The following is an 18734-nucleotide window of genomic DNA, read 5'->3' as shown; positions in this document are numbered from 1 at the left end:
ATGCAGAGTGTGTCCATGATGAGGAAACGCTGCGCGCTCCTCTTTTTTGTCTTACGATAGGGAGAGCAGGTCAGCGGGGAGGGATGACGGCTTCGGGAAGAGGGAGTTTGACGGTAAAGGTGGTTCCCTTCCCGATCTCGCTTTCGGCGGTAATCGTGCCATGATGGGCTTCGACAATCGCGGTCGCGATCGCCAGTCCCAGGCCCGTTCCAGCAATGCGCTGATGCTGGCCCCGATAGAAAGAATCGAAGATATGGGTCAGTTCATCCTCAGGAATGCCCGGGCCATGATCGATAATCTGAATAACCGTATGGTTCTGCTGTTGTTCCAGTGAGAGCAGAATGGTGGCTGCTTTCTCTGTGCAGCCATATTTGACCGCATTATCAAGCAGAACGAGGAAGAGTTGTTTAAGATGCTCTCTGTTCCCTTTAAAACCAAAGCGGGTCTCTGCTGCCGCATGCAGGGAAATGGTACACTTTTTGTCTGTCTGGATGCGAACCTGCTCAATGCTTTCCTGTGCCAGTTCGCGTAGATCAAGGAACTGCACTTTCTGTGTCCCGCGGCCATCGAGCCGGGCCAGCATCAGCAGATCGTTGATCAGATTTGTCATGCGCTCATTTTCATTCTTCATCAGATGGAGGATACGTTGTGCCGTTTCTGGATCATCTTTTGCGCCACGCAGCAGGACCTCCGTAAAGCCGCGAATCGAGGTTAGCGGGGTGCGTAACTGATGGGAGGCATCGGTAAAGAAGCGACGAAAGCGCTCCTCAGCCGCATGCTGAAGCTCTTCGGCATGTTCCAAGCGTGTGACCATTTCATGCAGGCTGCCAGCCAATCGGTCAATCTCATCCTGGGGAGGGCGGCGCAAGGGAAGCCGCTGCCGCTGCTTGAGATCTCCCAGTGCAATTGCCTGAGCAGTATCGGTGATGCGGCTCAAAGGACGCAAGAGCAGAAAGGTGCTGAGCCACGCCAGTACCAGAACGCCCAGAGTGATAATCAGGATAGCCACGACGGTAACGAGCGTGTTTGTTTGTGCCAGTGTATAGACCAGGACAACTGCCAGGAGCAGGAGCAGGCTATAGATGGTCGCGAGCTGCACGCGCAGACTGGAAAAAGGTTGGAGCCAGGCAGGAACGGAAGAATGAGGCCGAACATGCGCTCCCTCGTCCTTCTCTGTGGAAGAAGGTGAAAGCGAGGCAGGCGTGCTCATAGGAACGGAAGGATGAGTTCCGTTGCTATGAGCGGCGCGTAAAGATGGCTGTTCTTTTGTACGTGTGTTGCGTGGTTCAGGCATGTGACCGGAACTCCACCGATGATAAATGAACATGGAACGAATACGAACTACCCTTTTAATACGTAGCCGACGCTACGAACGGTCTGGATCAGTCTTGGTGAACTGGGTGAATCTTCAATCTTTTCACGCAGGTAGCGGACATAGACTTCAATGATATTGGTTTCGCCCAGGAACTCATAGCCCCAGACACGATTGAGAATGGTCTGGCGATCCAGCACCTGACGAGGGTGTGTCATAAAGAGATGAAGCAGGTTGTACTCGGTTGCGGTCAGTTCAATCAGGCGGCCTCCGCGTGTAACCTCACGGGTGGCGGTATTCATCCGGAGATCCTCAAACTGCAAGATCTCGCCGTTTTCCCCTTCGGCTGCACCTCCGCCTTTTGCGCGATTCTGGCGGCGCAAGATGGCTTTGATGCGTTCGAGAAGCTCATCAAAGTCAAATGGCTTGGTCAGGTAATCATCGGCACCGATACGTAACCCTGCGATTTTATCGCGCACATCATCTTTGGCTGTCAACATTAAGATAGGAATGTCTTTAGTCGTTGGATTAGCGCGCAGGCGGCGACAGACCTCCAGGCCATCGATACCGGGAGGCATCATCACATCAAGAATAATAATATCGGGATTAGTACGTAACGCGGCTGAGATTCCCTGCTCCCCATCGGTGGCAGCTTCAACTTGAAAGCCCTCATAACGGAGGCCCAGACGAATGAACTCAATGATGTTCTCTTCATCATCGACCACAAGAACTTTAAGAAGGGGTTTGTTGTCCTGACCTGCCTGCCGGGAAAGACCCTGTTGCATAGATTCCGTTCTCCCTTGGAACTATCGTAGCAGAACCAAACAACGATAGCAGAAATGAAATACGCTGTGTCTGTATGGAAGTGCTTAGAATGTCATTTTCATTATAGATGCATGGTAGAGTGGACGCAAGAAGATTTAAGCAAATACCAATATTCTCATCAGAATCTAATCAATCCGGGCAATTGGGCAAGCATGGAAGAGGGGCAGTAAACCCATTGACACGCGTACGTTACTGAGATATGCTAACATTAGGAAAAAAGTATAGTAAACCTGTCACTTTGCCCTAACGAAAGGTTCCCACCGATGAAATTGACGATGAAGGGAGATTACGGCCTGCGAGCAATGCTTGATATGGCCGCGTACTACGGGCAAGGGCCGATTGAGAGTTCGGATATAGCAAGCAGGCAATATATACCTGAGCAATATCTGGATCAGATACTCATGGTATTGCGCAAAGAGGGCCTGGTGAAGAGTATCAGAGGTCCCAAAGGCGGGCACATGCTGGCAAAACCTCCCGGACAGATCACGATGGCTGAGGTCATGCAAGCGCTAGAGGGCTATGTTCCGCCGATGGAATGTTTGCCAAATCCAGATTTTTGTAAACTCTCTCCTGGTTGTGCCTTGCGCGAAGTGTGGCGAAAAATTGATACCTTGACTCAGGAAATTCTCAACTCAACTACCATTGAAGAACTGGCTGAACGACACCGTGCAGGAAGTACGGAAACAATGTACTATATATGATGAACTGATATCGTGAGTTGACATTCCAAACCTATGCGAGAGCACGATGAGGCCAGATATCAAGAGAAGGGCCTGAACAGATTAAAGGGGATGGTAGAACGTGGCTGACACAGCAGGTGTGGCTGAAACCAGAAAATTGATCGCCATCGTAGAGGATGATCCACGGCTGGCCGACATGTTCAGTGACGTGCTCGGCTGTTTTGGAAATTGGCGTTTGCATATCTTTGCGGATGGACAGGCGGCCAAAGATCAGCTCCCGGATCTAGGCGCGAACCTCATTTTGCTGGATGTTGGCCTACCAAACCTGGACGGAGTATCGTTGTATAAGATATTACGCGGACACAGCAAGACCAGGCATACACCGATTATCGTGATTACGGGAAGCCACGATTGGGAGCTGCATCGTATGGGGCTGCAATCAGGGCTTTTCTTGCGTAAACCTTTTAATATGCACGAACTCATTAATACGATCAGAGCCTTGCTGCCCGAAGAGAAGAAAGGGTAGCTCTATTATGACCTCCTGGGCAAAAAATGCCACCGAGCTTATCGGTCGAACTCCCCTGATTGAGTTGCAGCGTTTCTCTGCTGCTGCGGGTGGCACCCCCGCAACGCTTCTTGCCAAGCTGGAAATGTATAGTCCCGGCGGGAGCTCAAAAGACCGCGTTGCCTATAGTATGATTCGCGAAGCTGAAGAACAGGGGAAGTTGCGTCCCGGCAGCACGATTGTCGAGCCAACAAGCGGCAATATGGGCATTTCGCTGGCCTGGATCGCAGCGGCGCGTGGCTATCGCTGTATTCTGACCATGCCCGATACGATACCACTTGAACGGCGAATGCTGCTTCAACGCTTTAACGCACAGATTATGCTGACCCCGGCCAATCAAGGAATGCGCGGCGCGATCAATAAAGTAATCGAGCTGCGTACCTCCTTACCCAATGTGTGGTATCCCCAACAATTCTATAATCAGGCGAATCCTCGCGCTCATCGCGAGACGACCGCTGTGGAGATCTGGGAGGATACCGGCGGACGGGTTGATATGATCGTGATTGGTGTGGGCACCGGCGGTACCCTGACCGGCCTTGCTGAGGGACTACGTGAGCGCAATCCCGGACTGGAGGTTGTGGCGGTTGAGCCCGCCTCGTGTGCTGTTCTTTCTGGTGGGCGGCCCGGTCCAAATCGCATTGAGGGCCTGGGCGCTGGCTTTATTCCCGATACCCTGCGGCTTGACCTGATCGATCGGGTAACCAAAGTCACGGATCAGGATGCGGTCAGTACGGCTATTGCAATCATGAAAGAAGAGGGGCTCTCGGTTGGTCTGAGCAGTGGCGCAGTTGCCTGGGCTGCGTTACAAGAAGCGAAAAAAGAAGAGAATAAGGATAAGGTGATTGTGACCGTCTTTCCCAGTGGAGCCGAGCGTTATTTGCAGACAGTGCTTTTTGAGGATCTGCGTCATAAGTTGCGGCAGCAGGGGGGCACGAAACGCTAGGAATTGAGCATCGCTTCCTTTGTTGCGGCAGAAGAGCGCGGTTTTGCAACCCGAAGAGGTGGAAAATCGTTTTTAAGACAGAGGAGGGAAATGGCGGAAAGAGATCAGTACAATAAAGATTCTCTTTCACCCTATTCCTCGTTGTGGCTTGACAGATCAGGATGAAGTCATATACTGCTTCTGTTGTTATGAGGGGAAGACATGGAACAACCTGCGAATGCATTGCATACCTTTCGTCTGGGAAAGACGGCGTACAGGCGCACAACCTTGCTCAGCCTCCTGATGATGGTGGGCTTGCTGCTCTGCGCTGTGCTGGCTGTGTGTGGCTGTGTATGGCTCTGGGGAAAGTATGACCACCATTTCACTCTGTATTTGAAATGGCAGGATGCCCTGATCGGGCTGTTAGGCGCAATCTCCTTTATCGGATTCGGCGGCTGTATTTTGATTGCCCGCTTTCTCTTCGCGCTGCATAACGGGTATCGGAAGAGTGTCTTTACGCTATATGAGCATACTCTTGAGGCGCGGGACCTCTCACCTCAAAACCTGCTCAGTATCTTCTGGAGTCTGAACGCAGCTTTCTGGTGCTCGGTCGCGGCGCTGATCGGTCTCCTGCCTGCGGTGCTGATAGGCTGGACGCTCAAGCTCAGTGACCCGATGTTGCTGGTACTGGCGACAGGAGGCACGATCCTCCTGAGCATTGCCGGGCTGGTGGTTAGCATTGTCTCTGTCGTTTTTATCGTGATTGGGGTGGTTGGGCTGGTATCATTTACGCAGAAGCTCGGGGCGGCGTTGCACTATGAGCTGGATAATCGCGCCGCTTTGCGTATTGATCGCTCGGTCCTGACGATTATCTATCCGGGTAAACAGGAAACCATGATAGATCTACGACTCCTGGACCCCGAGGATCAGTGTCTGTTGCTTGCTCTCTTGCGGGAGCGCTGGCAAAGCGCCAGAAAAGAGTGGAATCCCGACCTCGGCGAGGAAATTGAGCAGGCGCTCCATGAAGCCGAGCGCAAAGCGATCCCTGTGTAGTGGAGTGGGTCGCTGCAATTTTCGTGCCAGAGTCGGTAAAAGTATTGACTTTACAGGGAGAAAATAGTATAATTGGCTCTTGCCAGTGTCAGTATACTATTTATCAGAATGTTCAAGGGAATCCCTAAACTGAAAAAGCGAGAGCAGGCTAGATCTCAATAACAAAACAAAGTGAACACATCACTTCCCCTGTTAAGATACCCTTCAGCGATCTTTCAGGACAAGGGGCGGTGATGTGGATTTGTTGCTGTTTATTGTCCCACGCGTGTATTTGTTGTTTTTTCCTGAATGTATGAGGCTTTGTGTATGGTTGAGTGCAATGAGCGCGTCATGCTCACAACATGGGTCTGGAAGGGGGCTGCCTCTTCCCCGATATGTACCGCACTCGACACGCGCCCCGTCAAAAGCTCAACAAGACGTTTTCTGGTAGACGCGTTGCCACCGAGGCGTTCTGCTCAGGTGACGTGAAAGGAGAGGGGTTCAAAGTAACCGTTACATATGGGAGGGAAACGCGGTTACTTTTTCTTGGCATCTATTCGTACAGCACAGGCGTCATCTTAAAAACACTGCACGCAGACAGGTTCTTCCTGTTTTCCGTTTTTCCCGTTCACTTCTGAGGGGCGGCTATGCATGCCTCTCATAATCCTCTATGGGCGACTAGGTGAGAGGAGTATATCATAATGGCGATAAGTACCAGGGCCGTTGCGCTCCCCGAACGTGTATCATTTGCACGGATTCCGGATATACGGTCCATGCCTGGTCTGATCCAGATTCAGCTAGACTCCTTTGAGTGGTTCAAGCAAGAAGGGCTACGCGAACTCTTTGACGAAATATCTCCAATAGAAGACTTTACTGGCAAGAACCTGAGTCTTGAATTTATTGTACCACCAGAACCATTTGGAACGCCAAAATATACCGAGGATGAGTGTCGGGAACGTGACGCGACTTTTGCTGCGCCTTTAACGGTGACGGCACGCTTGATCAATAAAGGGACGGGAGAAGTTATCGAAAAAGAAGTCTTCATGGGAGACTTCCCGCTGATGACGCGGACTGGCACATTTATTATCAATGGTGTGGAGCGGGTGGTTGTCAGTCAGTTGGTGCGCTCTCCGGGTGTGTACTTTACGGTCGCCGAGGATGCGACAACCGGTAGAAGGTTGTATGCCGCCAAACTGATTCCCACGCGCGGGGCATGGTTAGAGTTTGAAACCGGCAGTAAAAATCAGATCACGGTGAAAATTGATCGCAAGCGCAAGCTTCCGGTAACGACCCTGTTGCGAGCAATCTCTTCTCTGGCAAAAGAACAATGGCATTTGGAGCATGTTGATCTCGCAACAGACCAGGGGATTCTGGACGCGTTTGCCGATGTCGATAATGATGCGACGGTTCGCTACATTCAGGCAACGCTGGATCGTGATCCAGCCAAACGAGAGGCAGATGCGCTGCTGGAGCTCTATAAAAAGCTGCGTCCGGGCGATCCTGCCACGCTGGAAAATGCACGGTCCCTGGTGCGCAACCTCTTCTTTAATGCGCGGCGCTATGACCTGGGGCGGGTGGGCCGCTACAAAATGAATCGCAAGCTTGATCTGGCCGTCCCGCAACACGAGCGCATTTTGACGCTGGACGATATTCTCAATCTGGTGCGCCGGCTGGTGAGCCTGAATAATGGCCAGGGGCGCAAAGATGACATTGACCATCTGGGAAATCGCCGGGTCCGCAGTGTCGGTGAGCTGCTTCAAGCACAATTTCGTGTTGGCATGCTCAGAATGGAGCGCGTGGTTCGGGAACGCATGAGTATTCAAGATCCCGGCCAGGTATCGCCCAACGCGTTGATCAATATCCGTCCGGTAGTTGCGGCCATGAGAGAGTTTTTTGGTGGAAGCCAGCTTTCTCAATTTATGGATCAGGTGAATGCGCTTGCCGAGGTTGCCCATAAGCGGCGGCTTTCCGCGCTTGGTCCTGGTGGACTGTCGCGGGATCGGGCCAGCTTTGATGTACGCGATGTCCATGAATCGCACTACGGGCGTATTTGCCCGATTGAAACCCCGGAAGGTCCGACTATCGGGCTGATCGGGAACCTGGCGACCTATGGGCAGATCAACCCCTATGGGTTCATTGAAACGCCCTACCGCAAGGTCTATCGATGTCTCGCCGCCAATGATGCCCGTTTGATTGGTCATGAGTTGCGCGGCATCTACGGGCGTGAGCGCGAAGACATCGTTTCTCCTGAGGGGGAGACGCTGTTTCAGGCACGACAACCTGTTGTTATAGACAGCGGCCTGTTTCAGCAGCTTGCGACTACTCTCGGAGAGACAATGGTGCGAGTGAAGCCCTTTGTGTCTGACGAGGTGGAGTACCAGACAGCAGATAACGAAGAAAACTTCTACATTGCGCAGGCGAACGCGCAACTGACCGAGAATAACGAGTTTGCCGATGTGCGTGTGCTGGCGCGCTATCAGGGAGATTTCCTTGAGGTTGGATCGGACCTGATTGATTACATGGACGTTTCGCCCCGTCAGATCGTCAGCGTTGCCACTGCTCTTATTCCTTTTCTTGAGCATGACGACGTGAACCGGGCTTTGATGGGCGCGAACATGCAGCGCCAGGCGGTACCACTGCTGCGACCGCAATCCCCTATCTGTGGTACCGGGATCGAGCGTCAGGTGGCTATCGATTCGGGACAGGTAATTGTCTCTGAAACGAGTGGCGAAGTGATCTCTGCAACCGGGCGGCGCATTGAGGTGATTGATGAGCAAGGGAAGGTGCATACCTATAGTTTGCGCAAGTTTCTGCGCTCCAATAATGGCACCTGTATCAATCAGCGCCCGATTGTCAAAAAAGGGGATTATGTTGCGTCCGGGCAAGTGCTTGCCGACAGCACCTCAACCGAACAGGGAGAGCTGGCACTGGGACAGAACATCCTGGTGGCCTTTATGAGCTGGGAGGGCGGCAACTACGAGGACGCCATTCTGATCAGTGAACAGATCGTTCGTGAAGATCTCTTTACGTCTATTCATATAGAGAAATACGAGGTCGAGGCAAGGGAGACCAAGCTTGGACCTGAAGAGATTACGCGGGACATTCCAAACGTTGGTGAGGAGGGTCTGCGCAATCTCGATGAGCGAGGAATTATCTACGTGGGTGCTGAGGTTGGCCCCCAGGATATCCTGGTCGGCAAAATCACGCCCAAAGGCGAAACGGAGCTGACCGCTGAGGAAAAGCTTCTACGCGCCATCTTTGGTGAGAAGGCAAGAGAGGTAAAGGACTCTTCCCTGCGTCTGCCGCATGGTGAACGGGGGAAGGTGATTGATGTCCGGGTCTTCTCGCGCGAGGCGGGAGATGAGCTGTCGCCGGGCGTAAGCCAGCTTGTCCGTGTCAGTATTGCGCAGAAACGCAAAATTGGTGCGGGCGACAAGATGGCCGGGCGCCACGGCAACAAGGGCGTTATCTCGCGTGTTTTGCCGGTAGAAGACATGCCGTTCTTGCCGGACGGAACACCAGTGGATATTATTCTCAATCCGCTTGGTGTGCCGCACCGTATGAATATCGGACAGATCATGGAGACCCATCTAGGATGGGCCGCCAATGAACTAGGGTTCAAGATAGCCACGCCCGTTTTTGACGGCGCAACCGAAGAGGATATCTCTGAAATGTTGCTCCGTGCTGGCCTGCCCGAAAATGGCAAGGTGCAGCTCTTTGACGGGCGGACCGGGGAGCCGTTTGATCATTCGGTAACGGTCGGCTACATCTATATGCTAAAACTAGCTCATCTCGTCGAGGATAAGGTACATGCACGCTCAACTGGCCCCTACAGCCTGATCACACAGCAGCCACTGGGTGGGAAGGCGCAGTTTGGCGGCCAGCGCTTCGGTGAGATGGAAGTCTGGGCTCTGGAAGCCTATGGGGCTGCAAACATCCTGCAAGAGATTCTGACAATCAAGTCTGATGATGTTGTGGGACGAGTGAAGACCTATGAGGCTATTGTCAAGGGTGACCCGATTATGGAGCCCGGCGTGCCCGAATCCTTCAAGGTGTTGGTCAAGGAATTGCAAAGCCTTGGAATCAACGTAGAAGTGCTCAACGAGGACGAGCAGAAGATACATTTTATCGAGGAAACCTCGATTGATGTGATGCCGGAACTAGGTATTAATCTGTCCGGTTTCGAAGGAGATCAATAGTGTAGGGAGGAAGTGCGACGATACATGGTGCGCTCATACCGCTTTTGATATCTCTATGAGGGTGCTGTGTATTTGCCCCTACCCCAGGAGGTAGCATGCTCGAAGTCAACGATTTTAACGCTATCCGTATCAGCCTTGCCAGCCCGGAACAAATTCGTAGCTGGAGCTATGGCGAGGTGACGAAACCGGAGACCATTAACTATCGTACACTCAAACCAGAAAAAGACGGCCTGTTCTGCGAACGCATCTTCGGGCCCACCAAAGACTGGGAGTGTTACTGTGGTAAATATAAGCGGGTGCGCTTTAAGGGCATCGTATGTGACAAGTGCGGTGTTGAGGTAGCTCGCTCAAAAGTACGCCGCGAGCGTATGGGACATATCGAACTGGCTTCGCCCGTCAGTCATATCTGGTACTTTAAGGGCACACCAAGCCGTATTGGTCTCCTGCTGGACCTGTCGCCGCGTAACCTTGAGCGCATTCTGTACTTTGCGCTGTATGTGGTGACGAATGTTGATGAAGAGGCGCGACAGCGTGAACTGATGCGTCTGGATCAGGAACTTCAGGAACTTGATACAGACCTCAATGAGAAGGTTGTTGAGCGGATCAATTCGCTGAAAACACAGCGCGATGATGCTATCCGCGAGAACGCCACTCGCTTGAAGACGGTTGATCGTCAGAGCATCGAAGAGCGCCGCGAGCGCGACCTTGAGGATGCTCGTCGCGAGGAGAGCGAGACGCTGGCCGAGCTCCGCGAGAACATGAACAAGGTGGTTGATTTCGATATCGTGTACACACCAAGCGATACCGTGATCGTCAGGGACGGAGAGGTTGTTTCACCGAAACATATTGAGGTCCTTGAACGCGTTGCCGAAACAAAGCGCAACGCCATCGCCGAACAGGCTCGCCGTGAGCTCGATGCCGCGATCGTCGATAACAAGCGTGAGGCCGATCGCCTGGGCCTGGAATATCAGGGCCAGATCGACACCGCACAGGCTCAGCTTGAGCGCGAGCGTGCCGAGGCAAAAGCTCGCCTGGATGCACTGCGCCGCGATCTGGAGAGCCTGAAGAAGATGGATCTGCTTCAGGAGAATCGCTATCGCGAGCTGAAGGACGCCTTCCCCGATGTGTTCACCGCCGGGATGGGCGCCGAGGCTGTCCGCGAGCTGATCGCCAGCATTGATCTGGATAAACTGGCTGCCGATCTGCGCCATGAGATCAACTCAACGGTTGGTCAGCGCCGCAAGAAGGCAACCAAGCGCCTGAAGGTTGTGGAAGCTTTCCGCAAGTCAAGCACCTCTCCTGAGTGGATGATCCTGACCGTGCTTCCGGTTCTGCCGCCTGAACTGCGCCCGATGGTCCAGCTCGATGGTGGCCGCTTCGCGACCTCAGACCTGAACGATCTGTATCGCCGAGTGATTAACCGCAACAACCGTCTCAAGCGCCTGCTGGAGCTTGGTGCACCGGAGATCATCATTCGCAATGAGAAACGCATGTTGCAGGAAGCCTGTGACGCACTCATTGACAATGGGCGCCGCGGTCGTGCGGTTGCCGGTTCCGGTAATCACAAGCTGAAGAGCCTGTCCGACATGCTCAAGGGTAAGCAGGGCCGCTTCCGTCAGAACCTGCTCGGTAAGCGCGTTGACTACTCTGGTCGCTCGGTTATCGTGGTTGGTCCTGAGCTGAAACTGCATCAGTGCGGTCTGCCAAAGAGAATGGCGCTTGAGCTGTTCAAGCCCTTCGTCATGCGCAAGCTCGTTGAGCAGAATTTTGCCCACAATATCAAGAGTGCCAAGCGCTTTGTTGAGCGGGTCAAGCCCGAGGTCTGGGATGTGCTGGAAGAGGTTATTAAGAACCATCCAGTGCTGTTGAACCGCGCTCCGACGCTGCACCGTCTTGGAATTCAGGCCTTTGAGGCCGTGCTGGTTGAGGGGAGCGCGATCCAGTTGCACCCGCTGGTCTGTTCTGCCTTTAACGCTGACTTTGATGGTGACCAGATGGCGGTACACGTCCCGCTGTCCGAAAAGGCACAGGACGAGGCGCGCCGCTTTATGATGTCAACCCGTAACCTGCTATCACCTGCCCATGGTGAGCCGTCGATTGGCGCCAGCCAGGATATGGTGCTTGGCTGCTTCTACCTGACTCAGGAGCGCCCGAACAAGAAAGGCGAGGGCCGTGTCTTTACCGACACGACAGAAGCGCTGCTGGCCTATCATCATGGCTTTGTTGAGTTGCAGGCTAGAATCAAGGTCCGTCTTGGTGATTATGATATCTACGATGATGCGCCACCAACCCGACCTTCATTCAATGCTTCGGGCGGCAAGCTGGTTGAAACCACCATCGGTCGTATCATCTTCAATGAGGCGTTGCCTGAGCGTCTGCGCTTTAGAAACTACGCCATGAAGAAAGAGAATCTGCGCCAGGTGATCGCGGACTGCTTTAAGATCTATGGTCGTGTCAAGACGACCGAGCTGGCAGACGAGATCAAGCGCCTGGGCTTTAACTACGCCACGAAGGCGGGCGCGACCATCGCGATCAGCGACGTGAAGGTGCCTATCGCCAAGCAGGCGGAGCTAGAGCAGGCAGATGAGAAGATCGCTGAGCTGGAAGAGCAGTATCGCGACGGTCTGATTACGGAAAACGAGAAATATCAGCAGACAGTTGATATCTGGAACGAAGTCACCGAGAACGTCACCAAGATGGTGGAAGGGACGCTTGATCCGTTCGGTTCCATCTACACCATCGCGAAATCTGGCGCGACGAAAGCGAAGTTCCAGCAGATCCGTCAGCTTTCCGGTATGCGCGGTCTGATGACGAACCCGTCCGGTAAGATTATTCCGGTGCCTATCCGTGGTAACTTCCGCGAAGGCCTGAGCGTGTTGGAATACTTCATCAGTAGCCACGGTGCTCGTAAGGGTCTTGCAGATACGGCGCTGCGAACGGCAGAGTCCGGTTACCTCACCCGCCGTCTGATCGACGTGGCACAGGATGTCATCGTCAATGAGGAGGATTGTGGTACCACCGACGGTATTCTGATTACCGAAGAGGACTCGAAGGAAATGGGTCTCGACAATATGCGCAGCCGTCTGATCGGTCGCGTGCTTGCGGAAGAGATCCCCGGACTTGAGCATATCAAAGTCAACGATGAGCTGACTGAAGATCTGGTCGATGAGATTGTAGAGGCTGGTATCCAGCAGGTTCGTGTGCGCTCAGTGCTGACCTGTGCGGCCCGACGGGGTGTCTGTCGCCTCTGCTATGGTCGCGACCTGGCAGCAAACGCACTGGCAAGTATCGGTGCAGCGGTTGGTATTATCGCCGCTCAGTCCATTGGTGAGCCTGGAACGCAGCTGACGATGCGTACATTCCACACTGGTGGTATCGCTGGTGCACAGGGTGACATCACGCTGGGTCTGCCACGCGTTGAAGAGCTGTTCGAGGCACGTGTGCCGAAGGATAAAGCCGAAATCAGCGAAATCGATGGTGTTGTTGAGATCGTCAAGGATGAGGAGAGTGGCCAGCGCACCGTGCGCGTTGTTGCCAGCAACGTCTTCTTTGACGAGTACAAGCTACCGGCAGGCACAGAGGTCATGGTGGCTGACGGAGAGCATGTACAGAAGGATCAGGTCATTGCCCTGATGCCTGCGGAGGGCGGTAACGAGCCTGTGCCTGTTCTGGCGCGTACAGAAGGCGATATCGTCCACAATGCCAGCGAGAATGGTGATGTGCTCTCGATCCGCTTTGAGGAGCGGGACGAGCGCTCGTATGTCATCCCGGCAGCCAAGAGCATCGTTGTCGAGAACGGGCAGAGGATCACCGCTGGAACACCGATCACTTCCGGTCAGAAAGATCCACAGGATGTCTTGCGCATCCAGGGTCGCGAGGCTGTACAGATCTATCTGGTCAAAGAGGTACAGCGTGTGTACCGTAACACCGGTGTCTATAATAACGATAAGCACATCGAAGTGATCGTGCGTCAGATGCTGCGTCGCGTGAAGATTGAGGATCCGGGAGACACCGATATGCTGCCCAATGATCTGGTTGATCGCTTCACGTATGAAGAGACCAATGCCCGCATTCTGGCAGAGGGTGGTGAGCCCGCCACAGCGCAGACTGTGCTGCTTGGTGTGACGAAGGCCTCGCTCAATACTGATAGCTTCCTGGCCGCGGCCTCCTTCCAGGAGACCACCCGTGTGCTGACCGAGGCTGCGATTGAGGCGCAGACCGATCACCTGATTGGCTTGAAGGAGAACGTGATTATTGGTAAACTCATTCCTGCCGGATCTGGCATTGCGCAGCGCCGCAAGGAATTGCAGGCACGTCAGCAAGCGATGGCGCAACTGCTGGAGTCGGTCTCGCCGGTTCCGGCTGGCGTCGGAGGCCTCACCGTTGATAGTCTGCCGAGCAATGCCACAGGCAGTACCCTCGGTCTGACACTTGACAGCGAGGAACAGGAATGATAACATATGCAATCGCGTATAAGTGATGGAAAGTCGCGGATAGCCCTGCTATCCGCGCTTACTCAAGTGAGGACAGGGAGGATGTTCCTTGCCGACAATTAACCAGTTAATCCGAAAGGGCCGCTCCCAGAAAACCAAGAAAGTGAAGGCCCCGGCGCTGCTGTATTCGTACAACGCGCTGAAGAATAAAGTCTCGCGCCTTGAGGGATCGCCGCAGAAGCGTGGCGTGTGCACTCAGGTGCGTACTATGACGCCGAAGAAGCCGAATTCGGCCATGCGTAAGATTGCTCGTGTAAAGCTCTCGAACCAGATGGAAGTAACCGCTTATATTCCTGGCGAGGGTCATAACCTTCAGGAACACTCGGTTGTTCTGATTCGTGGTGGACGCGTGAAGGACTTGCCTAGCGTTCGGTATCACATCATCCGCGGTACGCTGGATAGCGAAGGCGTTTCCAAGCGCCGTCAGGGTCGCTCGAAATATGGCGCGAAACGACCGAAACCCGGACAGGCAGCCGCACCAGCAAAGGGTAAGCGCTAGCACTTTAGGTGCCAGAGACGGCATGATGTATCTTTTGACCTGTTATCTGCGTGCCGTCGATGAGATTATTGGAAGATCTGTGGCATTGTAGAGCAAAGGTGATGCGAGCGAAGCTCGTGCGTCTATTGCACGGTTCTACGATGCATGTCAGGTGACCTCCTGGTTGAGCGCTCGCAGCTCAAATGAGGGAAACGACCGGGAAAGGCACCTGCGGGCAGGCGTCAGAGATTGAGGAAAAAGTGTGCCTTGATCTAGTCGGCGCCTTTTCTGGTGTTAAAAACGCCCGCGAGGAATGGAGTTGGCCATAGGCCACTGTATTCAGCGCGACCGGGTGTACAGTTTCCCCCGGGGCGGGCCGCACCCGTCGAAACGGAAAACAGACTGTTTTCCGAGGCTGTCTCTACTTGATAATGCAATCTTACGAACAATCACACGAAGAAGGCCTGCAAGGCTGGACCTCGTGAGGTAAGGCAATACAGGACCGTACCGATAGGGCAAATCGGAAACGGACAGGGGATCTGCCCCTGTGAAATGCTTCTGGACAGACCGCCTCTCCCCGCCTTCCTGCTAAGGCCATGAGCAAAGCGGACTGGATGAAGGAAGAACCCTCGTCATTTGGGGCGAGGTGCTGTCAGGTGGCTGTGAAGTAAACTACATCCGTAGGCATTCGGAAGTACGCAGAACCAGGAGGGAGCTGCCTCCAAGTGGTTCGTGTGGACACACGATGCGTTAACCAGATGACGCGTACCTTCTGAGTGGTGTGCAAAGAGGAGGCAGGAATTGCCAAGAAGAAGAAGAGCGGTGCGCCGGCCCGATGTGCCGGATGCAAAGTTTAGGAATAAAAACATCACACGCTTCGTAAGCAAGTTGATGTTGGACGGCAAGCGGAGCCTGGCTGAGCGCATCGTTTACCAAGCGCTTGAGACGATTGAGGCCAAGCAGAAGCGGCCGTCGATCGAGGTTTTTGAGCAGGCATTGAAGAATGCCACGCCAAGCATTGAAGTCAAACCCCGCCGTGTGGGTGGTTCGACCTATCAGGTACCTATAGAGGTCCGTAAGGATCGCGGAGTTGCGTTGGCGATACGTTGGCTTATTCGCTCTGCTCGTTCCCGCTCCGGGAAGACAATGGCGGATAAACTTGCCAGTGAGTTGATGGACGCTGCGGCGGGTCAAGGTGCAACTATTAAGAAACGTGAGGAGACCCATAAGATGGCGGAGTCCAACCGGGCTTTCGCTCATTATCGCTGGTAGTATAAAACATGGCTAGAGAATACTCACTCGAAAGAACTCGCAATATTGGTATCATCGCTCACATTGATGCTGGTAAGACGACCACCACGGAGCGCATCCTTTTCTATACCAAGAAGATTCACCGCATCGGTGAAACGCATGAAGGGGCTGCGACGATGGACTACATGGAGCAGGAGCGTGAACGCGGCATTACGATTACGTCTGCCGCCACTACCTGTTTCTGGCAGGACCATCGTATCAATATCATTGATACTCCGGGCCACGTAGACTTCACTGCCGAGGTGGAGCGCTCGCTGCGCGTCCTCGATGGTGGCGTTGTCGTCTTTGACGCTGTCGCTGGTGTTGAGCCTCAGTCCGAGACTGTCTGGCGTCAGGCGAACAAGTACAACGTGCCACGCATCTGCTTTGTCAATAAGATGGACCGTATTGGAGCCGATTTCTGGCGCACCATCGAGATGATCAAAGATCGTCTGGGCGCTGTACCCGTTCCTATTCAGATGCCGATCGGTCAGGAAAGTGACTTCAAGGGCTTTGTTGACCTGATCAATCAGGAAGCGGTTGTCTTTGTTGACGATAAAGGAACTCAGGCTGAACGTAGCGAGGTTCCTGCTGAACTGAGAGAAGAGTTCCAGAAGCATCGTGATGCTCTGATTGAGCGCGTCGCTGAGACAGACGAGGAACTCACCCTCAAATATCTTGAAGGCGAAGAGATTACGGTTGATGAGCTGAAGGCGGCCCTGCGCCGGGCGACTATCTCCAGCGCTCTTGTTCCCGTGCTGTGTGGTAGCTCCCTCAAGAATAAGGGCGTACAGGCAATGCTGGATGCCGTGATCGACTATCTGCCCTCTCCTCTGGATATTGCGAAGCCGACAGGCACCGATCCAAACACGGAAGAGACTGTGACTCGCGAGGTCAGTGACGATGAGGCATTCAGCGCACTGGTCTTCAAGATTGTCTCTGACCCCTTCGTTGGACGTCTGGCATTCATGCGTGTTTACTCTGGTATGTTGAAGAAGGGTTCTCCCGTTCTCAACAGCACCAAAGGCAAGCAAGAGCGTATTGGACGCATTCTGCGGATGCACGCAAACCACCGCGAGGATATTGACGAGATTCGTGCGGGTGACATTTGTGCAGCCGTTGGTTTGCGCGATACCTTCACCGGGGATACGCTCTCTGACATACAGCGTCCGATTGTCCTTGAGTCGATCCAGTTCCCTGATCCAGTGATCGAGATCGCTGTTGAGCCAAAGACCCGCGCCGACCAGGAAAAGATGGGTATTGCACTTGGCAAGCTGGCGGAAGAAGATCCGACCTTCCGTGTTCACACCGATCCTGAGAGCGGTCAGACGATCCTCAAAGGTATGGGTGAGTTGCAGCTAGAAGTGCTGCTCGACCGCCTGGGCCGCGAATTTAAAGTCGAAGCCAATGTGGGTCGTCCGCAGGTAGCCTATCGTGAGTCCATTACTCGCCCCGCACAGGCACAGGGACGCCACGTCCGCCAGTCGGGTGGTAAAGGTCAGTACGGTGATGTCTGGATCAAGGTTGAGCCCAATGAGCGCGGTAAAGGCTTTGAGTTTGTGAACGCCATCGTCGGTGGTGTGGTGCCGAAAGAGTACATTAAGCCCGTTGAAGCGGGTGTCCGTGAGGCTCTGGAAAACGGTATCATTGCTGGCTTCCCGATGGTTGACGTCAAAGCAACGCTCTATGATGGTTCGTATCACGAAGTAGACTCCAGCGAAGCAGCCTTTAAGATTGCCGGTTCGCTGGCAGTACGCGAGGCCGCACGTAAGGCTGGTCCGATCCTGCTTGAGCCCATGATGAAGGTAGAAGTGACTACCTCCGATGAATTCTATGGCGACGTCATTGGCGACCTCAACCGCCGCCGTGGTATCATTCTGGGTATGGAGAATCGGGGCACGATGGCCGTGGTTCGGGCTCATGTTCCTCTGGCCGAAATGTTCGGCTACGTGAACGACCTGCGCTCGATGACCAGTGGTCGTGCGAGCTACGCAATGGAATTCTCTCACTACGATCCTGTTCCGAAGAACATCTCTGATGAGATTATTGCAAAGTCGAATCAGTAGGCGTGGTTTGTAGGGAGCTCTTTTGTACAGCCCTACTCTTGTAGGTACGGATGAACGCAAAGTAGTAAGATTTGGCCTTGAAAGCCTCAAGGTATTGCCTCAACGCGTAGGAAAGCATTATAATCACTGGGGCCTGTGAATTACCTCAGGTTGCACTGTGCCCCGGTGCTTCTTCCTCACTAAGCGTTGTCACCGATCAAACAAACGCAAACGTATTTACCAGAGCGCAGAGCGCAAAGCACACTGCATCTTCGTATCATAGATACATATTGCGCATAGAAATTGGCTCGGTGCCGAAGTCAGGGAACAGGCCTACCGAGCAAGGGCGACCGAACTGATGGTAGCCCGGTCGTACAAAAACGCGCATTCTACGGTAATGTAGAATGGCTAGTAAAAGTAGAAGAGGACTAAAATGGCTAAGCAGAAATTTGAGCGTACAAAGCCCCATGTAAACGTGGGTACGATTGGACACATTGACCACGGCAAGACGACCCTGACGGCAGCAATCACGAAAGTGCTGTCGAATGCTCAGCTTGCCAAATATACGGCCTTTGACCAGATCGATAAGGCCCCCGAAGAGCGAGAGCGCGGTATCACGATCTCGATTGCTCACCTGGAGTATGAGACCGAGAAGCGCCACTACGCGCACGTTGACTGCCCGGGTCACGCGGACTACATCAAGAACATGATCACCGGTGCCGCTCAGATGGACGGTGCCATTCTGGTGGTGAGCGCTCCTGATGGTCCGATGCCTCAGACACGCGAGCACGTGCTGCTGGCTCGTCAGGTGAACGTTCCGGCGATTGTTGTCTTCCTCAACAAGGTTGACATGCTCGAAGATGAAGAGCTGCTGGAACTGGTGGAGCTGGAAG

Annotated in this window: 12 protein-coding genes; 10 read left to right on the top strand and 2 right to left on the bottom strand. The window is 53.7% G+C overall.

The annotated features are described in order from the left end of the window. Nucleotides 1-70: 70 nt before the first annotated feature. Nucleotides 71-1294 (bottom strand): sensor histidine kinase, encoded by a 1224-nt coding sequence (locus EI42_RS22760; protein WP_170142833.1) that lies wholly within the window; start codon nucleotides 1292-1294, stop codon nucleotides 71-73. A gap of 47 nt (nucleotides 1295-1341) precedes the next feature. Further along, on the bottom strand, nucleotides 1342-2097 hold the full coding sequence (locus tag EI42_RS22755; protein WP_111324945.1) for a response regulator transcription factor: 756 nt from the start codon (nucleotides 2095-2097) through the stop codon (nucleotides 1342-1344). A 303-nt stretch (nucleotides 2098-2400) separates the two neighbouring features. Between EI42_RS22755 and EI42_RS22750 the strand changes: the two genes are divergently transcribed. The 10 genes from EI42_RS22750 to EI42_RS22700 form a co-directional block, all read left to right on the top strand. After that, complete coding sequence (locus EI42_RS22750; RefSeq protein ID WP_111324944.1) at nucleotides 2401-2838, top strand: RrF2 family transcriptional regulator; 438 nt, start codon at nucleotides 2401-2403, stop codon at nucleotides 2836-2838. A gap of 100 nt (nucleotides 2839-2938) precedes the next feature. Beyond that, complete coding sequence (locus EI42_RS22745) at nucleotides 2939-3343, top strand: response regulator transcription factor (RefSeq protein WP_111324943.1); 405 nt, start codon at nucleotides 2939-2941, stop codon at nucleotides 3341-3343. A 7-nt stretch (nucleotides 3344-3350) separates the two neighbouring features. After that, a complete protein-coding gene (gene cysK, locus EI42_RS22740; RefSeq protein WP_111324942.1) occupies nucleotides 3351-4325 on the top strand; it encodes a cysteine synthase A in 975 nt (324 codons plus the stop codon). A gap of 201 nt (nucleotides 4326-4526) precedes the next feature. After that, the gene (locus tag EI42_RS22735; RefSeq protein WP_111324941.1) at nucleotides 4527-5357 is read left to right on the top strand and encodes a hypothetical protein; all 831 of its coding nucleotides are present in this window, start codon (nucleotides 4527-4529) and stop codon (nucleotides 5355-5357) included. 680 nt (nucleotides 5358-6037) lie between these two features. Continuing rightward, nucleotides 6038-9535 (top strand): DNA-directed RNA polymerase subunit beta, encoded by a 3498-nt coding sequence (gene rpoB / locus EI42_RS22725; protein ID WP_111324939.1) that lies wholly within the window; start codon nucleotides 6038-6040, stop codon nucleotides 9533-9535. Nucleotides 9536-9630: 95 nt separating this feature from the next. Further along, nucleotides 9631-13989 carry a DNA-directed RNA polymerase subunit beta' gene (gene rpoC / locus EI42_RS22720; RefSeq protein WP_111324938.1) on the top strand — a complete coding sequence of 1453 codons (4359 nt, stop codon included), beginning with the start codon at nucleotides 9631-9633 and terminating at the stop codon, nucleotides 13987-13989. Between the two features lie 88 nt (nucleotides 13990-14077). Next, a complete protein-coding gene (gene rpsL / locus EI42_RS22715) occupies nucleotides 14078-14527 on the top strand; it encodes a 30S ribosomal protein S12 (RefSeq protein ID WP_111324937.1) in 450 nt (149 codons plus the stop codon). Nucleotides 14528-15307: 780 nt separating this feature from the next. Next, a complete protein-coding gene (gene rpsG, locus EI42_RS22710) occupies nucleotides 15308-15778 on the top strand; it encodes a 30S ribosomal protein S7 (protein ID WP_111324936.1) in 471 nt (156 codons plus the stop codon). 8 nt (nucleotides 15779-15786) lie between these two features. Next, entirely contained in the window at nucleotides 15787-17862 is a 2076-nt protein-coding gene (fusA, locus tag EI42_RS22705; protein ID WP_111324935.1) for an elongation factor G, read from the top strand. A 412-nt stretch (nucleotides 17863-18274) separates the two neighbouring features. Then, a partial coding sequence (locus EI42_RS22700) for a GTP-binding protein (RefSeq protein ID WP_146505408.1) occupies nucleotides 18275-18734 on the top strand: 460 nt, incomplete at its 3' end.

It is taken from the genome of Thermosporothrix hazakensis, from assembly GCF_003253565.1.
Taxonomy (GTDB): Bacteria; Chloroflexota; Ktedonobacteria; order Ktedonobacterales; family Ktedonobacteraceae; genus Thermosporothrix; species Thermosporothrix hazakensis.
The sequence above is the reverse complement of the archived record's forward strand: the minus strand, read 5'-3'. Positions and strand labels throughout refer to the sequence as shown.

Coding starts and splice junctions, on each gene's coding strand:
- EI42_RS22760 (WP_170142833.1), bottom strand. CDS start 1,294: ATGCCTGAACCACGCAACACACGTACAAAAGAACAGCCATCTTTACGC.
- EI42_RS22755 (WP_111324945.1), bottom strand. CDS start 2,097: ATGCAACAGGGTCTTTCCCGGCAGGCAGGTCAGGACAACAAACCCCTT.
- EI42_RS22750 (WP_111324944.1), top strand. CDS start 2,401: ATGAAATTGACGATGAAGGGAGATTACGGCCTGCGAGCAATGCTTGAT.
- cysK (WP_111324942.1), top strand. CDS start 3,351: ATGACCTCCTGGGCAAAAAATGCCACCGAGCTTATCGGTCGAACTCCC.
- EI42_RS22735 (WP_111324941.1), top strand. CDS start 4,527: ATGGAACAACCTGCGAATGCATTGCATACCTTTCGTCTGGGAAAGACG.
- rpoB (WP_111324939.1), top strand. CDS start 6,038: ATGGCGATAAGTACCAGGGCCGTTGCGCTCCCCGAACGTGTATCATTT.
- rpoC (WP_111324938.1), top strand. CDS start 9,631: ATGCTCGAAGTCAACGATTTTAACGCTATCCGTATCAGCCTTGCCAGC.
- fusA (WP_111324935.1), top strand. CDS start 15,787: ATGGCTAGAGAATACTCACTCGAAAGAACTCGCAATATTGGTATCATC.